Origin of the sequence: Acetobacterium sp. KB-1 (genome assembly GCF_003260995.1) — a bacterium.
GTDB lineage: Bacteria > Bacillota > Clostridia > Eubacteriales > Eubacteriaceae > Acetobacterium > Acetobacterium carbinolicum.
The window spans coordinates 1,377,818-1,397,648 of sequence record NZ_CP030040.1 but is presented as its reverse complement, the minus strand read 5'-3'; the positions used below and the strand labels follow the sequence as shown (position 1 = coordinate 1,397,648).

Here is a 19,831-nt window from a genome sequence, read left to right as displayed (position 1 = left end):
AAAAACAACTTAATAAAATAGCAAGTAGGGATGAGGATTATCTTTTTCTCTAAAAACAGTTTGATTTTTAAGGATTGTTTTTAGAAAAAAAGATGGGCCATTTATCCGGTCTGACCGCTAACGCTCCTTCAAACCTATTTGTTTTTAGCAAAACAAAGCTAAATAAGTCTCGCGACGATGGCGGAAGGGCCACACCTGTTCCCATACCGAACACAGAAGTAAAGTCTTCCAGCGCCGAAAGTACTTGGTGGGCAACTGCCTGGGAGGATAGGACRTTGCGGGATTTTAAATAATCCTCAGTAGCTCAACGGTGGAGCACTCGGCTGTTAACCGATAGGTTGCTGGTTCAAATCCAGCCTGGGGAGCCATTAAGACATCAAGCGGGTGTGAACCATAATGATTCATATCCGCATTTATTACGGCCCCTTGGTCAAGCGGTTAAGACACCGCCCTTTCACGGCGGTAACAGGAGTTCGAGTCTCCTAGGGGTCACCAATTTCATATTCACGCGGCCTGGTAGTTCAGTTGGTTAGAATGCCAGCCTGTCACGCTGGAGGTCGAGAGTTCGAGTCTCTTCCAGGTCGCCATYTAAAMAGAGAACCAAAWATGYATGAACGTAGTGAGYRAACAYTTTTGAATGAATCGCTGAGTTGATTGGCTGTGACTTAAAGCAACGTAATTTATATGTGTCAATATTTTATCATTAAGCTGATGTGGCTCAATTGGCAGAGCAGCTGATTTGTAATCAGCAGGTTAACGGTTCGAGTCCGTTCATCAGCTCCATTTTTATGTCAAGAATTATTTAAACATCTGGGAGAATGCCCGAGTGGCTAAAGGGGGCGGACTGTAAATCCGTTGACAACGTCTACGATGGTTCGAATCCATCTTCTCCCACCAACGCTTTATCCCAATTTCATACCTGAAATTGGTCGGCAGGCGAGCATAGCGAGACAACAGTGATAAAGCTAACGCATTTTAATTGAAAACTCATCCAATTAGGATGAGAAGAGTTTTCGAATAAAATACGCTCCTCTAAATACCCATTAGCTCAGTTGCCAAGTAGAGAACCCAAATCTTTGATTTGGTGTGAATCACTTAGTTAGGCAAACGGGAGTATTCATAATCGTTTGGAGACAGACAAAAAGTAAATTATAGCATGACCCATTAGCTCAGTTGGTAGAGCATCTGACTTTTAATCAGGGTGTCGGGCGTTCAAGTCGCCCATGGGTCACCAATTTCTAAATTTAGCCGCAGATGATGCGGTTTTTATTTTGTTTGAATCAAAAAAATGCCGCCCAAGATCTTGACCGATCGTGGCGGCATTTTTTTAGTTACAGGCGCTAATTTAGTCTAATCTATCGATAATACTTATCAAGGACAAGCATGATCTCATCAATTTTCGCTTCACCATCGCCTTTTTCAAAGGCATCTGCTACACAAGAATTCATATGTTTTTTTAAAATTTCCAGGTTCGTCTTTTTTAAAAGGGCCTGAACTGCGAGGATTTGTTTCGAAATGTCAATGCAATACCGATCATTTTCAAGCATCTTTATAATGCCATCAATCTGACCCCGGGCAGTTTTAAGCAGGTTTAGCTCGGTTGTACGATCTTTGACTTCCATAATTATTCAGTGATTTCAGAGGCCGGGTAACCTGCTTCTGTGAGGGCAGCAGTCACTGCACTTAGATTAACATTATCGGAAGCTGTGAAACTGGCCTGGCCTTGTTCTAGAGATACGGACACATCACTGATTCCATCAATGCCATTTAACACACTTTCAACACATTTAACGCAGTGTTGACAACTCATATCACTAACTTTTAATAATTTTTTCATTTTTTTTCCTTCTTTCATTTCAATTTTTTTATCTTTAAGCAGTGTTGCTTTGCTAACGGTAGGATTTGCTTCGGGTTGCTTTACGTTTAATAATTTAGCTTTAAATGTTTTTAGCGATAAAGCGTTGAGCACAACGGAAACTGAACTTAAGCTCATTGCGCCGGCGGCAAACATTGGGTTTAGTTTTAGCCCAAACGGTATAAATAAAACACCAGCAGCAAGGGGGATACCAATCACATTATAAATAAAGGCCCAAAATAAGTTTTGTTTGATGTTCTTCAAAGTGGCCTTACTTAATTGTATTGCTGAAACAATATTCATTAAATCGTTTTGCATAAGGATAACATCGGCCGATTCAATGGCGATGTCGGTGCCGTTACCGATTGCAATGCCGACATCACTTTGGGCTAACGCCGGGGCATCATTGATGCCATCTCCGACCATGATTACCTGATGTCCCTCTGCTTGCAGATTCTTTATCATCGATGCTTTTTCATGGGGAAGCACATTGGCTACGACATTTTCGATGTTGACCGTGTTGCCAATCGCCTGCGCTGTCCGTTCGTTATCGCCGGTGAGCATATAGACCTTGATCCCCATTGCTTTTAGTTGCGAAACGGCTAAATTACTGTTTTCCTTAATGGTATCGGCAACGCCGATGATGCCTTTGACCGATTGATCCCAGCCTACTAATAGCGGCGTTTTTCCCAAATCAGAGAGTCGCAGATAATCATTCATAATGTGTTCAACGGAAAGGCTATTTTGCTCCATTAGTTTGATATTTCCTATCACTACATTTTTACCAGCAAGCTGACCTTGAATACCTAATCCAGATAACGAATCAAATTTTGACACTTCATGTAAAGAAAGATGAAGTTCATCAGCTTTCTTTACAATCGCTTCACTCAGCGGGTGCTCTGATTTTTTTTCTAAAGAAGCGGTTATGGTTAACAATTCATTCTGATCGATTTCAGAATCATAAAGAATGATATCGGTAATCGATGGAGAACCGATCGTTAAGGTACCGGTCTTATCGAAAACAACGGTATTTGATTTGCCAAGAATTTCCAAAGCCGGACCATTCTTAAATAAGATGCCTTTTTCGGCGCCTTTTCCGGTACCAACCATAATAGCTGTTGGAGTGGCTAGTCCTAAGGCACAGGGGCAGGAAATAACGAGAACAGATATCGCAGCCGATAAGGCAAAAGATAGCCCAAAACCAAGGATCATCCAGATTATAAAAGTCAGCAGTGAGATTCCCATTACTGCGGGAACAAAAAAGCGACTGATTTCATCGGCAATTCTGGCAATTGGGGCTTTCGATGACTGTGCTTCTTCAACCAGTTGTATAATTTTACTGAGGGTAGTGTCCTGTCCGATCTTAGTCGCTTTAAATTCAAAAGAACCGGTTTTATTCATACTGCCGGAAATAACAGTGTCACCGGTCACTTTTTCGACAGGCAAACTTTCGCCAGTCAGTAGAGATTCGTCAACGCTGGAATGACCACTCAGAATAATCCCATCGACAGGAACACGTTCTCCGGGGCGAATAATGACAATATCATCGATTCGAACCTCATCAATAGAAATTTCGACTTCTAAATTATTTCTTAACACGCGGGCGTTTTCGGGTACTAAAGCAATCAATTTTTCGATCGCTTGGGACGTTTTTCCTTTTGCTTTTGTTTCAAGAAATTTGCCTAAAGTGATTAAAACTAAAATAACAGTGGTTGATTCAAAATAGAGTTCATGTGAATAGTGATGAATCAATTCCATATTATCATATGAAAAACCATAAGCGAGGATAAACAAAACGATAACCCCATAGATAAAGGCAGCACTCGTGCCTACGGCCACGAGCGAATCCATATTAGGAATACGTTTGGCCAGAGCTTTAAAACCATTGATGTAAAAATGCCGACACAAAAAGACAACCGGTAAGGTTAGAAACATTTGCGTTAAGGCGTTAATCAGTAAGTTTTTTTCGCCAGCTAAAAAAGCGGGAATTGGCAAGCCGATCATCGGACCCATGGCGAGATAAAATAAGGGGAGGGTAAAGATCAGCGAACTGATGAGTCGCGATTTAACTTCGTCAATTTGAACTTGATAACTGGGCTTATCATTTTGTTTTTTATTAGTACCTGAGGTGAATTTACTTCCTTCTTCAACCAGTGTTGCGCCATAGCCTAGAGCTGTGATGGTGGTGACAATCAGCGGTACGGGAGCAAGTGTCGGATCATGCTGGACAATTAGTTTCTCATTTGAAAAATTAATAACGGCAGAATCGACACCATCTATTTGGCCAACTTTACGTTCAATGGCGCTGGCACATGCGGTGCAGGTCATGCCACTAATATTAAACTGCGTTCTTTCCATAGTGAGTCCTCCTTTTAAATCTACCCCTCATGGGGAGGGGGTGTCTTTATAACCGAATAATACACCATTTATCGATTTGTGTCAACACAATAATTAATTTTAAGAAACATGCAATCGGTTGCTAGAAAAAATTACATCTTGCTATCATTTTTTAAAGTGCTATAATGAAAAACAGAAATATTGGGTATATTAATAAGAAGAAAATGTTTTGAAATTTAATTGAAAGGAGATTAATCATGTTACATAGTGAAGACGCAGATATTAATTTGGTTATCAGGCAAGTTATCGATCTTGATATGAAGGCGGTGCGGATCAAAAAAAATGTTAGCCAACGAGCGGATCGAATTTTAGAACATACTAAAAATAAGATTAAAGCAAATGAGAAAAATGAATTAGATGGTGTTCAGGAATTAGCCAAACAAAACTATCACGTGGAGATTAGCAAAGCCAAAGAAGAGCGTCAAAGCATCATTGATTCGATGGTTCAGGAATTAGCTAAGACTCAATGCCGATATGATGAGAAAAAAGATGAAAAGGCACTGGAAGTTCTGGAAAAACTCTTTAAGTAACCGATGGCAGTATCTGATTCTATGGATTTTCGATCTAAATTTTATAGAAAAGTGTGAGAGTTAAATGTCTAAAAGTAAACATGCAGCTATAAATACAAAAGTGCTTGCAATGCGAGCTCGAAGAATTAATGATAAAGATTATCTTGAGTTGATTAAGGCAAAAGACTTGAAAGAAGTATTCCTTTACCTAAGAGATCATACTTATTATGGCGATTTTTTAAGTAAAATGAATCCAGAAGATCTTCATCGAACAGAGATTGAAGCGCACTTGAATGATTTGAAAGTGCGTGACACCGAAAAGCTGATGCATTACCTACTCGGTGAGGAAAAGAATTTTCTTCTGATTTTGCTAATCCGTATGGAGGTCGAATCGATTCGAATTTTAATTCGTGGCATCGCCAGAAGTGGTAATTTGGAATCACTCAAGGCACTAATGATTTTTTCCGAAAAGTACACTAAAGTACCTTTTGATCGTCTTTTTCGTGCTAGAGACTGGGAAGAATTTAAAAAGATGCTCGTTAATACCGATTACTACCGTATTTTTGAAATTTATAAGGATATCAAGGGTCCCCATGACTTAGTAATGGTGGAAAAAAATCTGGATCGCTATTATTATGATTTGTTAAAAAACCGTTTAATGAAGCTTGATAAAAAATCGAATCAAGATTTAATCGATCTACAAAGACGAAACTTCGATTTGCTAAATTTAATCTGGATTTATCGCGGAAAAAAATTCTATAGCTTATCCCGAGAAGAATTAATTGCCTATTCGCTACGCGGTGGTCTGGAGCTTAATGAGAAACGTTTATTAAGCCTGGTTGATGCAAAAAATCTCGTCGAAATTAAAGCTTTATTAACAAATTCTGATTATGCATTTCTTTTTAACCACACGGATACCATCGATTTATTTATGGAAAGACGCAAGGAACGCTATTTGTATTATCAGAACTTAAAGCTTTTCGGCGATAGTGACAGTGGTTTGGGTCGGGTTGTAGCATATGTGCGCTTGTTGGATTTTGAAATCGAAGATATCACGTCAATAATTGAAAGCAAGCGTTATCGAATGGGCGCGGATGAGACAAAAAAATATTTAATCAGACCCATTGATTAGGGTGTGAAAGGAAGTACTCTATGGCAGTTGAAAATGTGATTATGATGGATGTAGTCGGCAAAATTAAAGATGTAGACAAATTTGCCAAAGACATTTTTCTTTTCAATGACATACAAATAGTGGACGCCATGCACGAGATTGACTCGGGTAGATTTATTCTGCCAATTCGGGAAGAAAACATGGGAGAACTATTGGGGTTTGCTCAGCTTGTGTCTGGAGAAACCATGATGGATGAGAAGAATTTTGTCAAAACCGTAAATAAATTAAATGAACTCTACAAGGGATCCCTCAGTTTAGATATGGTGTCTTTAGCGAAAGGTGATACGGATCTCGGAAAAGCGTTGGCCAATGCTAAAGCTTTTGAAAACAATTTAGTCCTTGAGTATGGTGAGATCAAAGAAATAAACGATCGCCTTGAAACGCTTGAAAAAAGCAGAACGGCTTATGGCTATTTAGATGAACTGGAAGCTAATATGAGCGAACTTGATCATCTCGAAAATTTTTCGTTTAGTATGGGATCAGTTACAAAGGATAATGCCGCCCGCTTGAAAAGTATTTATAACAGTGTGACTTCAATTGTATTTCATGTTGGCAATCAGGTAGACAATGAAGAAGTGTTTATGATTGTGTCCCCCAGGGATTTAGAAATTGAATCCAAGCGGATTCTAAAGGCGCTGAATTTTAAGCCCATTGAAGGGTTTAGTTCAGAATATACCGAAACACCAAAGATCATTCTTAAAAAAATTAATCAAGAAGTTGAAGTGTTAAAAGAAAGAAAATCAAAGTTACTTGTGGATTTGAATGCCCATTTAAAAGAAAATAAAAAAGAAGCAACGGAGAGTTTTAATACCCTGAGTTTATATGGGAATTTGAGCATCATTAAAAAATATATGGCCTTTAGTGAAGAGAATTTTTATTTTTCTGGATGGATTTCCAGACGTGATAAAAAACGGATGGAGGCGATCGCCGCTAAATACCCGGAAATGATCATCATGTTTTCGGATACAAATAGTGGTAGTGGAAAGCCACCCACTAAATTGAAGAATAATTGGCTTTTTCGTCCCTTTGAGACCTTAGTAAAAATGTATGGCGTGCCCTCATTTAATGAGCTGGACCCAACCCCTTTTTTAAGCATAACCTATATGTTTTGTTTCGGATTTATGTTTGGTGATGTTGGCCAGGGCCTTATTTTGGCTCTCGCTGGCTGGATCCTGGGAAAAAGGGGAGTAGAGCTTGGGAAAGTGCTGTTACGATTAGGGATGTGCTCTACGTTTTTTGGGTTTATGTATGGCAGTATTTTTGGATTTGAAGAGGTGATTCATCCGCTCTGGTTAAGGCCCTTCCATGAGATTAATACCGTCCTTCTTTCGGCCGTTCTGATCGGAATTGTGATGCTTTTTGTTGCCTATATTTATAGTATCATCAACAAACTTAAAAAGAAAGATATCAAAGAGGGGGTTTTTGGAAAAAACGGCCTCTGCGGTTTTGCTTTATATGTCAGTCTCTTGGGGATTATGGGTTTGAACTTTGGAATATTTCCGCATCTGGAAATCTTAGTTCCCGGGTTGATTCTTCTGGCAGTGTTTTTGGTATTTCTGGTACTAATTAGAGAGCCTTTGGCAAACTATTTGATGAAGAAAAAGCCCTTGTATGAAGAAACGGCATCAGAGTATTATGTCGAGAGCGGTTTTGAGCTTTTCGAAATGTTTTTGGGTATGTTGAGCAACACCCTTTCCTTTATCAGAATCGGTGCCTTTGCATTGACCCATGTGGGTCTGTTTATGGCCTTTCAGACATTGGCCATCATGGTACAAAATGGTGTGATCAGTTTTGGAATACTCATCTTTGCCAATATATTTATCATTGCCTTGGAAGGTCTAATTGTTGGTATTCAGGCATTAAGATTACAATTCTATGAGTTGTTCAGTAAATACTATTCAGGTGACGGGATTGAGTTTAAACCGGTTGATCTGGAAATTAATCTAAATTAAGGAGAATTAAAATGAATCTATTAACTCTGATTACAATTGGAGCAGCACTGTTAGTTTTGGGAACAATCGCTTGTGGGGTCTATTTTGTCTATAATGATTGTGATGAAAAAAGTCAGAATATGAAAAAATTCTTGCGCGTAAATCTGTCAACATTTATTCCTTTACTCGCTGGGGCCCTTATTTTTATGGCTCCCAGTATTGTTTCAGCCGCGACTGACGGTGTATCCAGTGGAATCACAGATGCCGGTTTAGGTTATATCGCGGCAGCACTATCGACCGGGCTGGCTTGTGCTGGGGCTGGTTATGCAGTCGGGGTTGTTGGTTCGGCCGCCTTGGGTGCCGTTTCTGAAGATCAGAAAATTTTAGGTAAAACCCTTATATATGTTGGCTTGGCAGAGGGTGTTGCAATCTACGGTCTGATCATTTCAATTATGATTATTGGAAGTTTATAAAAATGAAATCTTATGTGATTAGTGAGAACCGGGACTCTTATCTGGGAATGCAACTAGCGGGTATCGAAGGGACTTATTTAAAATCAAAAGATGATATTGAAGCGGCTTTTAAAGAAGCCTTGAAAAACAAGGATATTGGAATTATTTTTTTGACGGAAAAAGCATATTTGATGATGGAAGAAACTGTAAATGAAGTAAAGAAGAAGTATTTTACGCCTTTAATTACAATTATTCCGGATCGTTATGGTTATCAAAGAAGCGAAGGAATGATAACACGGTATATTAAAGAGTCTGTGGGATTGTAAGGATGTGATAAAATGATTTCTGTAGAAGAAAAACTCCGGGTGTTTACCCAATATATTTTAAGTAAAGAACGAAAATGGGGAAAAGATATCATCTACGAAGCGAAAGAAAAGCGGGACGCCCTATTGGAAGACTCGTGGGAAAAAATCAGAAAAGAAAAAAGGTCTGTTGAAGAACGGAGTTACCATACTATTTTCAGAGATAAAAATAAAATTATCGCAGAAGGAAAAAACAAAGCCAAAGCATTAGAACTGGAAGAAAAGAAACGCATTTTACTGGATTTTAATCAGATTATCCGGGAAAAGGCCAGAGCGTATCTGACCGAAGAAGTTTACGAGTGCTATTTGCGTGATTGTATCGCCCAGATACCGCAGGTATTTGAAAGTAAAAAGGAACTGGTTGTTTTTGTCAATGAACGCGATTACGAGCAAATCAAAAACCTCATTGACGAGCAGTTAGATGGTTATGCGGTAAACTATCATAAGAATTGTCAGGAGTGTATTGGCGGATTCATTGTCGAAGATGAAGAAGTCAGCCTTCATTGCGATTTTACCGTTGAAAGTCTCATAAAAAGCAATTATAAACTCATCGGAATGACACTTAATGGGTTTATGGAAAAGCAGGTGATTTAGGTGGCAGTTACAGAAGAAAAGAAAATTACCGGGATGATTTCGGCGATTAATGGACCGGTTATCAAAGGTAAAAACATGACCACCTTTAAAATGCGAGAAATGGTCACGGTTGGTGATAAACGGCTCATTGGCGAAGTGATTATTCTAGAAGGTGACATAGGCACGATTCAGGTTTATGAGGAAACGGAAGGGCTGAAAATTGGCGAGGTAATCAACCCCACCGGCAGACCACTGAGCTTGAATTTAGGTCCTGGGATGTTAAAAAACATGTTTGACGGAATCCAGCGTCCCCTGGAAAAAATCCAGGAAATCTCGCCAATTTTTATTCCGGAAGGAATAGGACTTTTATCCATTGATGACAAAAAATTGTGGGAAACCGTCTTGAGTGTTAAACCGGGGGATGCGTTAACGGCGGGGTGTATTTTTGGCACCGTTTCGGAAACGGAAGTTATAAAAAATCGGTTACTGGTGCCACCAAACCTTTCGGGAACCGTTATTGAGGTGGTCCCTAATGGCAGCTATACCATTGACGATGTGCTGGTGCGAATTTCGGATCATAAGAATCAGGTTCATGAACTAAAAATGGCCCATGAATGGCCAATTCGTACACCTCGTCCCAATGCCTACCGAAAAGAAACCCTGGTGCCATTAATCACTGGACAGCGGGTAATTGATATCTTTTTCCCCATTGCCAAAGGTGGAACAGCAGCGATCCCCGGGGGATTTGGAACCGGAAAAACGATGACTCAGCATCAGTTGGCCAAGTGGTCGGATGCAGATATCATTGTCTATATCGGTTGCGGTGAGCGGGGAAATGAAATGACTGAAGTTATTGAAGATTTTCCTAAACTTATCGATCCCCGGTCGGGTAAATCGATTATGGAGCGAACGGTTTTAATTGCCAATACGTCCAATATGCCAGTAGCGGCCCGGGAGGCCAGTATTTATACTGGCATCACCATTGCCGAATACTATCGGGATATGGGTTACGCGGTGGCAATGATGGCAGACTCTACTTCGCGCTGGGCGGAGGCGCTGCGCGAGATCTCCGGCCGTCTGGAAGAGATGCCGGCAGAAGAAGGATATCCGGCCTATTTACCATCCCGAATTGCTGAATTTTACGAGCGGGCTGGTAGTATTGAAACCCTGGGCGGGGATGAGGGTTCAATTACGATTATCGGTGCCGTGTCGCCAGCCGGAGGAGATTTCTCCGAACCGGTTACTGAAAACACCAAGCGCTTTGTCAATGTTTTTCTGGCGCTGGATAAGAGTCTTGCTTATGCTAGACATTATCCGGCTATCAACTGGCTGGAAAGCTACAGTGGCTATATTAAAATACTATCGGACTGGTATGAGGACAATGTGGCCGAGGATTGCATTTCGCTGAGAAATAAAATGCTGGAGTTGATGTATGAAGAAAATAAGCTCCAGGAAATGGTGATGCTAGTTGGGGAAGATGTGCTGCCCGATGATCAGCGCTGGGTTCTTGAGATTGCCAAACTGATCAAAGTCGGTTATCTGCAACAAAACGCCTATAATAAAGATGATACCTATGTCCCCTTGGAAAAACAGTATGCGATGTTAAAAGCCATTGAATATCTATACGAACGCGGTCGGGAAGGCTTAAAACTCGGAATACCGACATCGCAACTAAAAGATCTGAATATTTTTGGACAGTTCATAAAAATGAAGTATACCATTCCAAATGATGATTTAAGCGGGATTGATCGGCTAAAAGATGAGATCGACCAGTATTTTGAAGTGCTTTTTAAAAAATATGAGAATTAGGGGGAAACAATGAAAAAAGAGTATTTAAAAATTGATAAAGTCGTTGGTCCCCTGATTCAAATCTCGGATGTGGACGATGTTTTCTACGGTGAAGTGGTTGATATTGTCGAAATCAGCACCGGGAAAGTCAAAAAGGGAAAAGTCATCAAAATTGACGAAAAAAAGGTTACCGTCCAGGTTTTTCAAAGTACGGCCGGCTTGGCCGCCGGAAACAGTATTATCAAATTTACTGGCGAATCCTTTAATTTGCCGATGTCCCTGGATTTACAGGGACGGATCTTTAATGGCATCGGTGAACCGATGTCCCTGGATTTACAGGGACGGATCTTTAATGGCATCGGTGAACCGATGTCCCTGGATTTACAGGGACGGATCTTTAATGGCATCGGTGAACCGATTGATAATGGCAGTGACATTTTTAGTTTGGTTGAAGCAAACATTAATGGTCGTCCCATTAACCCGATGTCCCGGGAATATCCGCGGAATTTTATCCAGACGGGTATTTCTTCCATCGATACTCTGGCGACGCTGATCCGCGGTCAAAAATTGCCGATTTTTTCAGGTAATGGCTTACCTCATAATGAATTGGCCGCTCAAATTGTTAAGCAGGCCCGACTAGGAGACAATGTTCACGAAGATTTTGCGATTGTTTTTGCCGCTATTGGGGTTAAACACGATGATGAAAAATTCTTTAGGAAGAGCTTTGATGATGCCAATGTCATGGACCGGGTGGTAATGTTTGTCAACTATGCTGATGATCCCATTGCTGAACGGATTACAACGCCCCGCTGCGCTTTAACAGCAGCCGAGTATCTGGCGTTTGAAAAACATATGCATATCCTGGTCGTCATGACCGATATTACCAGTTACTGCGAGGCATTGCGGGAAATATCCTCCGCTCGTGAAGAAGTTCCCAGCCGTAAAGGCTATCCCGGTTATATGTACTCGGATTTGGCTTCTCTTTATGAACGAGCTGGGATGTTAAAAGACCAGGTTGGTTCAATTACGTTTTTACCAATACTGACCATGCCAAATGATGATATAACGCATCCGATCCCGGATCTGACCGGATATATCACCGAGGGGCAAGTTGTTTTAGGGCGCGATCTTTTCCAGCGGAGTATTTACCCGCCGGTGGCTATTTTGCCATCGCTGTCCCGACTGATGAAAGATGGTGTTGGTGAAGGTTTCACCCGGGAAGATCATGCTGAGGTTGCCAACCAATTGTTTGCTTCCTATTCCAAGGTTCAGGAAGTAAGGGATTTATCTCAGATTATCGGTGAGGAGGATCTAAGTCCCACTGATAAAAAATATATGGCTTTTGGACGTGCTTTTGAGGCGAAATTTCTAAACCAGGGTTTTGATGAAAGTCGAAATATTATGCAAAGCCTTAACCTGGGGTGGAAACTTCTGGCTTTATTACCACTGACGGAGCTGGATCGACTGAGTCCTGAAAACATCGAAAAATATTTCCCTAAAGAAATGTAGGTGGGACGATGGCCATTAAAATAACGCCAACAAAAGCAAACCTGATAAAAGCGAAGAGTCGAATGAGTTTTTCGGTAAAAGGGTATGATCTTTTGGATAAAAAAAGAACCATCCTGATCCAGGAGATCATGCAATTGGTTAAAGAAGCGGAGTTGATTGAAAATGAGATCAACCAGAAGTTTCAGGAAGCCTATAAGGCATTGCAACAGGTTTGCATTAGCATGGGACTCAATCACCTGGAAGAGTTTGCCTTATCAATAAACTCGGAAATGCCCTTTGAGATTCGAATTAAAGGGGTAATGGGGGTTGATATACCGGAGGTGGTTTATACCGAAAAATACGAAAAAAGTCTTCCCTATGGATTTTATGAGAATAATCCGGCCCTGGATATTGCCATCAAAAAATTTAATGATGTCAAATTTTTGTCCTATCAATTGGCCCAGGTTGAAACAACGGCCTATAAACTTTCGTTAGAAATTAGAAAGACTCAAAAAAGTGCAAATGCCCTGGATAAGATTCAGATTCCCCGATTAAAGGACGAAATTAAGTATATTCAGGATACCATCGAAGAAAAAGAGCGGGAAGAGTTTTTCCGGCTTAAAAAGGTTAAAAATAGACGATAAAACAAAGCCGGAGCAACGCTCCGGCTTTTACTATGTCGTCAACTGCCTGCCGACCGAGCAATTATTAATTCATTGTTTGCTTGCGGACGAATAATTGTTGGTACGGGGTTAATAAGGGACCAAGTGTATTTTGTTTAGTTATTTTGAACGTTATATACGGCCTCTTTGGGAATCAGGTTAAAATCCGAGGCGGTCAGCAGGGCAATGGCTTTTTCCTGATCGTCGGCTTTTAAAATAATCAGGGGTGAACCCTGGTTATTGGGCATAACGAAAGAATAGACATATTCAATATTGACGTCATTTTCAGAAAGGAGCGAAAAGACATCATGAAGGCTGCCAACCTTATCAGAAGGATCCACCGCCAGCACATAGCTTTGTTTAACGACATGCCCAGCGTTTTTTAGAGCCTCGGCGCCCACCTCGGGTTTATCCACGACGATCCGCAAAATCCCGAATTCAGCGCTGTCAAAAACGGAAATAGCGCGAATATCAACCTGGGCATCTTTTAAGACTTTGGTGATCTTGCTGAGATGGCCTTTTTTATTTTCAATAAAGACTGATAATTGATTAATAAGCATGGTTTGCCTCCTATAAATTTTTAAGATCGCAGATCGATGACCCGTTTGGCTTTTCCTTCGGAGCGAACCAGACTTTTAGGCTCAACCAGATGAATACCGGCGTGGATGCCAAGGATCGTATGCAGTTTGGATTCGATTTCTTTGTAAAGCTGATCAAGCAGGGTAACCGAGACCAGCAGGTCCTGATTGATCACTTCGACATCGATTTCGATACGATCAAGATACCCTTTTTTGAGCACCCGAATCTGGTAATTTGAGCCGATTCCCTTAATGCCCAGGAGTACCCCTTCAATTTGTGATGGGAAAACATTAACCCCACCGATGATTAGCATATCGTCGGTTCGGCCAGTGATCTTTGCCATCCGGGCAGAGGTTCGGCCACAATCGCAGGGGGTGGTGTCAAGCTGAGTGATATCCTTGGTGCGGTAACGGATTAGCGGTAGTCCTTCTTTGGTAATTGGTGTAATCACCAATTCGCCGACCGAACCTTCCGGCAACACTTCCAGGGTTTCGGGATCAATAATTTCGGCAATAAAATGATCCTCATTGATATGCATGCCGTTAAAAGCCTGACACTCTCCGGAGACTCCGGGACCGATCAGTTCGCTCATGCCATAGTTTTCAGTCGAGATAATGCCCCAGGCTTCGTTTAGTTTTGCCCGCATTTCTTCGGTGGAGCCTTCGCCGCCAAAGAGTCCGTAGTTAAGAAACAGTTCTTCTTTGGGATCAATCCCCATTTCCTGGGCGGTTTCAGCCAGATGCAGGGCGTAGGAGGGGGTTCCGATCAGGACGGTGGATTGGAAATCCTGCATGATCATAATTTGTTTTTTAGTATTTCCGGAAGAAATCGGGATCACCCCGGCGCCAACCTTTTCCAAACCCTGTTGTAAGCCAAAGGCACCGGTAAAGAGACCAAATCCAAAGGTGATCTGCGCGGTATCTTCATTGGTGACGCCACCCATGGTCACAATCCGGGCGATGACTTCCCGCCAGACTTTTAGATCATTTTTGGTATAACCGACCACAGTTGGTTTTCCGGTGGTCCCGGAAGAGGCATGATAACGGACAATTTTATTTTTGGGTACGGCAAAGAGTCCGAAGGGATAATTTTTCCGCAGGTCTTCCTTAGTGGTGAGTGGGAGGAGCCGCAGATCTTTAAGGCTTCGGATATCCACCGGCTTAACCCCGGCGGCTTTGAACTTTTCATGATAATAAGGCACGTTTTCATAAACGTGATGCAGGGTTTTCATTAAACGCTTAAACTGGAGTTTCCGGATTTCTTCCCGGGATATTTTTTCTTTTTCAGACCATATTTTCATAACTTATTCCCCTCGTCTAAAAGCAGCATGTAGCAGCATTAATATATTTATTTTGTCGGTTTCCAAGAACTTTTTAAAGAGACGATCTGGTTAAAAACCAGTGCACCTGGTTTAGAGTATTTAGGATCGACCGAGAAAAAGCCGTTGCGGATAAATTGGAATTTTTCATAGGGCTCGGCCTTTAGCAGTTCTGGTTCAATATAGGCTTTGACAATTTCCAGTGATTTCTGATTGATTCGTTCCAGAAAATTATCTTTGTTGAGGCCGGCATCATCCTCAACCAGGTAGTCGTAGAGGTGGAGTTCCACTTCGCTGGCGTGGTTGGCGTCCACCCAGTGGATGGTCCCTTTGACCTTTCGCTCACAGCCAGCGCCGGATTTGGTGCCCGGGTCGTAGGTACATTTAAGCTCAATAACCTGGCCATCGGCATCTTTGATCACTTCCTGACAGGTGATAAAGTAGGCACCGCGCAGGCGGACCTCATTTCCGGGGAATAGCCGAAAATACTTTTTGGGAGGAATTTCCATAAAATCCTTGCGGTCAATTAAAATTTCGCGGCTAAATGGTGCACTGTAGCTTCCCATCGCGTCATTTTCCTGATTAAGTGGTAACTCAACCCATTCTGTTTGATTTTCCGGGTAGTTAGTAATGGTTACCTTCAGAGGATCAACGACCGCCATTAAACGGGGGGCCTTTAGTTTTAAGTCGTCCCGAATAAAATGTTCCAGCATCGCGATATCCACAGTACTGTTGGTTTTGGCGACTCCAATGGCTTCGCAGAAAGCCTGAATGGATTCCGCCGTAAAGCCACGGCGGCGCAAGCCGGAGATAGTGGCTAAGCGGGGATCGTCCCAGCCGTCGACAATTTTTTCATCGACTAATTGCTTTAAAAACCGTTTGCCGACAATGGTTTTTGTCAGATTGAGTTTGGCAAATTCGATTTGTCGCGGGGGTTCGTTCTTAAAATCGTCGATGTTAGCAAGCACCCAATCATAGAAGGGGCGGTGGTCTTCAAATTCCAGAGTACAGAGGGAGTGTGTAACACCCTCGATGGCATCCTCAATCGGATGGGCATAATCGTACATCGGATAAATAAACCAGTCATTCTCGGTCGAATGGTGTTTGGTGTGCATAATCCGATAGATGGCCGGGTCCCGCATATTCATGTTGGGGCTGCTCATATCAATTTTAGCCCGCAGGATATAAGAACCCTCTGGTAGCTTTCCAGCCTTCATCTGGGAAAACAGGCTCAGGTTTTCGTCAATGCTGCGGTTGCGGTAGGGACTTTCTTTGCCGGGTTCGGTCAGGTTTCCCCGATACTGGCGCATTTCTTCAGCGGAGAGCTGATCAACAAAGGCCAGGCCCTTACCAATCAGTTCAACGGCGTATGCCGCCATTTTATCAAAATAACTGGAGGCAAAAAAGAGTCGGTCGTCCCATTTGATTCCCAGCCAGGTGAGATCTTCCTTGATCGAATCGACATATTCCAACTCTTCTTTGATCGGGTTGGTGTCGTCAAAGCGGAGATTAAACTTGCCGTGATATTGTTTTGCAATGCGATAGTTAAGTAGTGAGGCTTTAGCATGGCCGATATGTAAATAGCCGTTTGGTTCGGGGGGGAAGCGGGTGTGAACGCGATCGTTGGTGTAGACTTTGTTAATAATGTCCTGATCGATTGCATTGGTGATAAAATTCGTCTTTTTTTCCGTGGTCTCCATTAATTTCCTCCTGTTTATATATTTGCCAATAATACCATAAAGTCGGGGTTATTACAATTTTTTTATAAACCGACCGTTCTGATAAAAGAGCTCCCCGTCGGCATAAATCGCACCGCCGTCTTTCATGTCACAGAGCATGTCCCAATGGAGCATCGAATCGTTGATGGGTCCGCATTCTGGATAGGATTTACCCAGAGCCATATGGATGGTGCCACCAATTTTTTCGTCAAAAAGCATGTTTTTGGTAAACTTAGTAATGCCATAGTTGGTGCCGATGGCAAATTCGCCAAGATAATGGGAACCTTCGTCCGTATCAAGCAGAGCGTTAAGCAAATCTTCGCCACGTTTGGCACAAGCCGTTACAACCCGGCCATCTTTGAAGGTGAGCTTAATGTCTTCAATTTCCTGTCCGCTGTAAATACCAGGAAAGGTGAAACGAATGGTTCCGTTTACGCTTTCTTTTACCGGCGCAGTAAAGACTTCGCCACTGGGGAAATTATGGTGACCGTCGGAATTGATCCAGATCCGGTTTTCGGTGCAAAGGGTCAGATCGGTATCTTTAGCAAGCACATGGAATTCTTTTTTTTGATTTAAATAGGTGACCATTGCCGCCTGTTCATGATGAATTTTCTGCCAGGACGCAATGGGATTGTCAGTATTGAGGAGACAGGCAGAAAATACGAATTCTTCATAGTCAGAAAGTGACATGTTCGCTTCCTGGGCGCCACTTTCAGTGGGATAGAGACACAGCGTCCAATCCATTTCACCCCGGGCGACCCGGTCATTGTAAATTTTAGTAACCGGTGCGCCAGAACGGCGTTGTAGAGCTATACGCTCACCAGGAATTGCGGCCAGGGACCTTAAGTTATGGTCTCCCAAAATGTTTAGAATCTTATCCGCTTTAGAATAGATTGACATCATCATGGGGGCATTAAACTGCAGTTGATCATCACTGCCTTCCTTTAAAAGAATTTCTGAAATTCCTTCCGGGTTAAGCAAAACGGTAGGGTGGGCGCCAGCTTTTAACACGGCCTGGTAGCATTCTTTAATCAGGGGCAGAGCCAGATCAGACCCCCGGATCACAACCCATTCGTCTGGTTTCACATAGAGGGAATAGTTGATTAGGGTTTGGGCATATTTTATCAGTCGATGATCTCTCATGGTTTATCTCCTTATAATTGAAATAGTATTAGTTAAATATATCCGAAAAAAGAATTTAACTCAATAAAAAATTAAAAAAACAGGTGACAAATGTAAACGAACATTGTATAATAACTACAGTATAGTTAATGATTACATGTTCATAAATGGTAACAACGTTCAGACAGAATGGTCCATGCTCCATTTAAAAAAGAATAATCAGATCCTGTACATAAAATTAAGTGGAGGTTACTCATGGAAGACAGAACTTTAATTTGTCAAGATTGTGGCGAAGAATTTGTATTTACTGTAGGTGAACAAGAATTCTACCAGGAAAAAGGTTTTGACAATGAACCAAAAAGATGTCGTGAATGTCGAACAAAAAGAAAACAAACGAGAAGACCAAGAAATAGCAATTTCTAGGAATTACGAAAAAAACAATAAAGATCCCTTTTAGGGATCTTTTTTTCATGGTGTACCAGTTAGCATCGGAATTGACAGAATCAAATCGATTCGTAGATGGAATCGATTTGTCCTTATAATAGACGTCTCCGAGAAGATTTTCCGCGGATACGGAAAGAAAGATAAACAAATGATAGACAAGGCTTACGTTTATATCGTAAAATGTAATGACAATACACTTTATACGGGGTGGACTTGTAATCTAGAAGCTCGGATTAAGGTTCATAATTCGGGAACCGGAGCAAAATATACCCGGGGTCGCCTGCCGGTGACGCTGGTTTATTGGGAAGCCCTCAATAATCGGTCGGAAGCCCTCAGTCGGGAAGCCGTGATAAAAAAAATGTCAAAAAGACAAAAAATAAAATTGATTGGGTGTTGTGAATCGCAAGACCAATGAGGAGTTTTCATATGAATCCGTTAGTCAATGAATTTCCGGTATACGAGACCCTTGCCAACGGTAATACCATTATTATTATTTATGATCTGTTTATCCTTTCGCTTTTTTTGTTTGAACTTTTTCTATTTTATAATAAAGAACGACTTGTTGAAGCAGTAAGGCAAAATAAAACTAAAAAAATCAAACCATTTCGCCGTTTTCTGGTAAAGTTAATCGTTAATTATGAGTATCAGGGGATTCTAATGGTTACCAGTGCATTGCTAATTATTTCACTGGTGGTCGTGTCCAGCCATCATCGTATTCTAATGAGTGAACTGATCGGAATTTTAGGAAGTTTTGCCGTTTTTATCATCGTTGTATTTTTGGTTCAGCACCTCTTTATGAAAATTGATCAGTTTCAGGATCTTGTCGTCTCCCGATTCGTGGATCTGATCTTTTATCTGGTTTTGGGTCATTATTTTGTATTGTTTGCGAATTTTATTTCACCGCCAAGTCTGCCACTCGGTCTGGTGGGGCTTTCTTTTGCCTTGATCCTCTGTTTTTCGGTGATGATTCGAGCTATTGCAAATCCCAGTATCATTCGGAGTTCGGTTTCAAAAAGGCGAAAATATCAGGAAACCGCCAGTATTTTAAAGGGCATGCTGGTACTGGTTGTCAGCGAAATGAGTATCCTCTATTTAATGGTTTATAATTGCTTTAAGATCGATCCGAATTTTTATGCCGCTAATTCAGACCGGGCCCTGGACGCCTTTGATATGCTTTATTACATGGTCATCTCTTTTGCCACCATCGGCTATGGGGATATCCATCCTGTACGCTTTAACGGGATGATCTACGGTGAACTGGTGGCGATGGTCATCGGTTTAGCCAGTATGTTTAGTACCGCTTGCTTTGTTGGGGCAGTGGTTGCCGGAGCCGCCCAGATGAGTTGGAGTCAAAGCCTGGAAAGCGAAAATCACAGTGACGGATCAGAGCAGAACGAACCCAGTGATCGAAAAAGCATGATCACCGTGGTTCGAGAAAAATTAAAAAATAAACAACTGTAAC

At 41.7% G+C, this 19,831-nt stretch carries 18 protein-coding genes, 6 tRNA genes and 1 rRNA gene; 19 read left to right on the top strand and 6 right to left on the bottom strand.

Going from position 1 to position 19,831, the window contains the following annotated elements; genetic code table 11:
• The first annotated feature begins 167 nt into the window (after positions 1-167).
• From rrf to DOZ58_RS06415, 7 genes are all read left to right on the top strand, one after another.
• Positions 168-284 (top strand): 5S ribosomal RNA (gene rrf, locus DOZ58_RS06445).
• 9 nt (positions 285-293) lie between these two features.
• Positions 294-368, top strand: a tRNA-Asn gene (locus tag DOZ58_RS06440).
• 52 nt (positions 369-420) lie between these two features.
• Positions 421-495 (top strand) — tRNA-Glu (locus tag DOZ58_RS06435).
• 15 nt (positions 496-510) lie between these two features.
• A tRNA-Asp gene (locus DOZ58_RS06430) sits at positions 511-587 on the top strand.
• A gap of 120 nt (positions 588-707) precedes the next feature.
• Positions 708-783, top strand: a tRNA-Thr gene (locus DOZ58_RS06425).
• 29 nt (positions 784-812) lie between these two features.
• Positions 813-897 (top strand) — tRNA-Tyr (locus tag DOZ58_RS06420).
• Positions 898-1,158: 261 nt separating this feature from the next.
• Positions 1,159-1,234: transfer RNA gene (locus DOZ58_RS06415), tRNA-Lys, on the top strand.
• Positions 1,235-1,355: 121 nt separating this feature from the next.
• Here DOZ58_RS06415 and DOZ58_RS06410 read toward each other — a convergent pair.
• A complete protein-coding gene (locus DOZ58_RS06410; RefSeq protein ID WP_111887564.1) occupies positions 1,356-1,622 on the bottom strand; it encodes a metal-sensing transcriptional repressor in 267 nt (88 codons plus the stop codon).
• A 2-nt stretch (positions 1,623-1,624) separates the two neighbouring features.
• Positions 1,625-4,213 (bottom strand): heavy metal translocating P-type ATPase, encoded by a 2,589-nt coding sequence (locus tag DOZ58_RS06405; RefSeq protein WP_111887563.1) that lies wholly within the window; start codon positions 4,211-4,213, stop codon positions 1,625-1,627.
• A 236-nt stretch (positions 4,214-4,449) separates the two neighbouring features.
• On the opposite strand from DOZ58_RS06405, the gene DOZ58_RS06400 reads away from it, so the two are divergent.
• The 9 genes from DOZ58_RS06400 (at position 4,450) to DOZ58_RS06360 (ending at position 13,170) form a co-directional block, all read left to right on the top strand.
• A complete protein-coding gene (locus DOZ58_RS06400; protein WP_111887562.1) occupies positions 4,450-4,782 on the top strand; it encodes a hypothetical protein in 333 nt (110 codons plus the stop codon).
• Between the two features lie 64 nt (positions 4,783-4,846).
• On the top strand, positions 4,847-5,893 hold the full coding sequence (locus tag DOZ58_RS06395; protein ID WP_111887561.1) for a V-type ATPase subunit: 1,047 nt from the start codon (positions 4,847-4,849) through the stop codon (positions 5,891-5,893).
• 20 nt (positions 5,894-5,913) lie between these two features.
• A complete protein-coding gene (locus tag DOZ58_RS06390) occupies positions 5,914-7,884 on the top strand; it encodes a V-type ATP synthase subunit I (RefSeq protein WP_111887560.1) in 1,971 nt (656 codons plus the stop codon).
• Between the two features lie 11 nt (positions 7,885-7,895).
• The gene (locus DOZ58_RS06385) at positions 7,896-8,336 is read left to right on the top strand and encodes an ATP synthase subunit C (protein WP_111887559.1); all 441 of its coding nucleotides are present in this window, start codon (positions 7,896-7,898) and stop codon (positions 8,334-8,336) included.
• Between the two features lie 2 nt (positions 8,337-8,338).
• Positions 8,339-8,641, top strand: coding sequence for a V-type ATP synthase subunit F (locus DOZ58_RS06380; RefSeq protein WP_111887558.1), 303 nt, complete (start codon positions 8,339-8,341; stop codon positions 8,639-8,641).
• 12 nt (positions 8,642-8,653) lie between these two features.
• Positions 8,654-9,271, top strand: a complete 618-nt coding sequence (locus DOZ58_RS06375) for a V-type ATP synthase subunit E (RefSeq protein ID WP_111887557.1) — start codon at positions 8,654-8,656, stop codon at positions 9,269-9,271.
• Positions 9,272-9,304: 33 nt separating this feature from the next.
• Positions 9,305-11,059, top strand: coding sequence for a V-type ATP synthase subunit A (locus tag DOZ58_RS06370; RefSeq protein ID WP_111889695.1), 1,755 nt, complete (start codon positions 9,305-9,307; stop codon positions 11,057-11,059).
• Positions 11,060-11,068: 9 nt separating this feature from the next.
• Positions 11,069-12,547: a V-type ATP synthase subunit B gene (locus tag DOZ58_RS06365; protein ID WP_111887556.1), complete on the top strand. Its 1,479-nt coding sequence runs from the start codon at positions 11,069-11,071 to the stop codon at positions 12,545-12,547.
• An 8-nt stretch (positions 12,548-12,555) separates the two neighbouring features.
• Complete coding sequence (locus DOZ58_RS06360; protein WP_111887555.1) at positions 12,556-13,170, top strand: V-type ATP synthase subunit D; 615 nt, start codon at positions 12,556-12,558, stop codon at positions 13,168-13,170.
• Positions 13,171-13,304: 134 nt separating this feature from the next.
• Here the strand turns inward: DOZ58_RS06360 and DOZ58_RS06355 are convergent, their stop codons facing one another.
• The 4 genes from DOZ58_RS06355 to DOZ58_RS06340 are packed head-to-tail and all read right to left on the bottom strand — an operon-like array spanning position 13,305 to position 17,946.
• A complete protein-coding gene (locus DOZ58_RS06355) occupies positions 13,305-13,748 on the bottom strand; it encodes an amino acid-binding protein (protein ID WP_111887554.1) in 444 nt (147 codons plus the stop codon).
• A gap of 20 nt (positions 13,749-13,768) precedes the next feature.
• A complete protein-coding gene (locus DOZ58_RS06350) occupies positions 13,769-15,067 on the bottom strand; it encodes a phenylacetate--CoA ligase family protein (RefSeq protein WP_111887553.1) in 1,299 nt (432 codons plus the stop codon).
• Positions 15,068-15,114: 47 nt separating this feature from the next.
• Positions 15,115-16,785, bottom strand: coding sequence for a glutamine--tRNA ligase/YqeY domain fusion protein (locus DOZ58_RS06345; protein ID WP_111887552.1), 1,671 nt, complete (start codon positions 16,783-16,785; stop codon positions 15,115-15,117).
• Positions 16,786-16,836: 51 nt separating this feature from the next.
• Positions 16,837-17,946, bottom strand: coding sequence for an aminopeptidase (locus DOZ58_RS06340; RefSeq protein WP_111887551.1), 1,110 nt, complete (start codon positions 17,944-17,946; stop codon positions 16,837-16,839).
• A gap of 234 nt (positions 17,947-18,180) precedes the next feature.
• On the opposite strand from DOZ58_RS06340, the gene DOZ58_RS06335 reads away from it, so the two are divergent.
• The 3 genes from DOZ58_RS06335 to DOZ58_RS06325 all read left to right on the top strand — a co-directional run bounded on the left by DOZ58_RS06335 (position 18,181) and on the right by DOZ58_RS06325 (position 19,830).
• Positions 18,181-18,348, top strand: a complete 168-nt coding sequence (locus DOZ58_RS06335; protein ID WP_041668887.1) for a zinc-ribbon domain-containing protein — start codon at positions 18,181-18,183, stop codon at positions 18,346-18,348.
• Positions 18,349-18,517: 169 nt separating this feature from the next.
• On the top strand, positions 18,518-18,784 hold the full coding sequence (locus DOZ58_RS06330; protein WP_111887550.1) for a GIY-YIG nuclease family protein: 267 nt from the start codon (positions 18,518-18,520) through the stop codon (positions 18,782-18,784).
• A gap of 11 nt (positions 18,785-18,795) precedes the next feature.
• Positions 18,796-19,830: a potassium channel family protein gene (locus tag DOZ58_RS06325; RefSeq protein WP_111887549.1), complete on the top strand. Its 1,035-nt coding sequence runs from the start codon at positions 18,796-18,798 to the stop codon at positions 19,828-19,830.
• Position 19,831: the final 1 nt, after the last annotated feature.

Bases quoted from the DNA above. Each gene is read 5' to 3' on its own strand.
- DOZ58_RS06350 (WP_111887553.1), bottom strand. From the start codon at position 15,067: ATGAAAATATGGTCTGAAAAAGAAAAAATATCCCGGGAAGAAATCCGG.
- DOZ58_RS06390 (WP_111887560.1), top strand. From the start codon at position 5,914: ATGGCAGTTGAAAATGTGATTATGATGGATGTAGTCGGCAAAATTAAA.
- DOZ58_RS06355 (WP_111887554.1), bottom strand. From the start codon at position 13,748: ATGCTTATTAATCAATTATCAGTCTTTATTGAAAATAAAAAAGGCCAT.
- DOZ58_RS06330 (WP_111887550.1), top strand. From the start codon at position 18,518: ATGATAGACAAGGCTTACGTTTATATCGTAAAATGTAATGACAATACA.
- DOZ58_RS06395 (WP_111887561.1), top strand. From the start codon at position 4,847: ATGTCTAAAAGTAAACATGCAGCTATAAATACAAAAGTGCTTGCAATG.
- DOZ58_RS06335 (WP_041668887.1), top strand. From the start codon at position 18,181: ATGGAAGACAGAACTTTAATTTGTCAAGATTGTGGCGAAGAATTTGTA.
- DOZ58_RS06360 (WP_111887555.1), top strand. From the start codon at position 12,556: ATGGCCATTAAAATAACGCCAACAAAAGCAAACCTGATAAAAGCGAAG.
- DOZ58_RS06365 (WP_111887556.1), top strand. From the start codon at position 11,069: ATGAAAAAAGAGTATTTAAAAATTGATAAAGTCGTTGGTCCCCTGATT.
- DOZ58_RS06410 (WP_111887564.1), bottom strand. From the start codon at position 1,622: ATGGAAGTCAAAGATCGTACAACCGAGCTAAACCTGCTTAAAACTGCC.
- DOZ58_RS06385 (WP_111887559.1), top strand. From the start codon at position 7,896: ATGAATCTATTAACTCTGATTACAATTGGAGCAGCACTGTTAGTTTTG.
- DOZ58_RS06370 (WP_111889695.1), top strand. From the start codon at position 9,305: ATGATTTCGGCGATTAATGGACCGGTTATCAAAGGTAAAAACATGACC.
- DOZ58_RS06380 (WP_111887558.1), top strand. From the start codon at position 8,339: ATGAAATCTTATGTGATTAGTGAGAACCGGGACTCTTATCTGGGAATG.
- DOZ58_RS06345 (WP_111887552.1), bottom strand. From the start codon at position 16,785: ATGGAGACCACGGAAAAAAAGACGAATTTTATCACCAATGCAATCGAT.
- DOZ58_RS06325 (WP_111887549.1), top strand. From the start codon at position 18,796: ATGAATCCGTTAGTCAATGAATTTCCGGTATACGAGACCCTTGCCAAC.
- DOZ58_RS06375 (WP_111887557.1), top strand. From the start codon at position 8,654: ATGATTTCTGTAGAAGAAAAACTCCGGGTGTTTACCCAATATATTTTA.
- DOZ58_RS06340 (WP_111887551.1), bottom strand. From the start codon at position 17,946: ATGAGAGATCATCGACTGATAAAATATGCCCAAACCCTAATCAACTAT.
- DOZ58_RS06400 (WP_111887562.1), top strand. From the start codon at position 4,450: ATGTTACATAGTGAAGACGCAGATATTAATTTGGTTATCAGGCAAGTT.
- DOZ58_RS06405 (WP_111887563.1), bottom strand. From the start codon at position 4,213: ATGGAAAGAACGCAGTTTAATATTAGTGGCATGACCTGCACCGCATGT.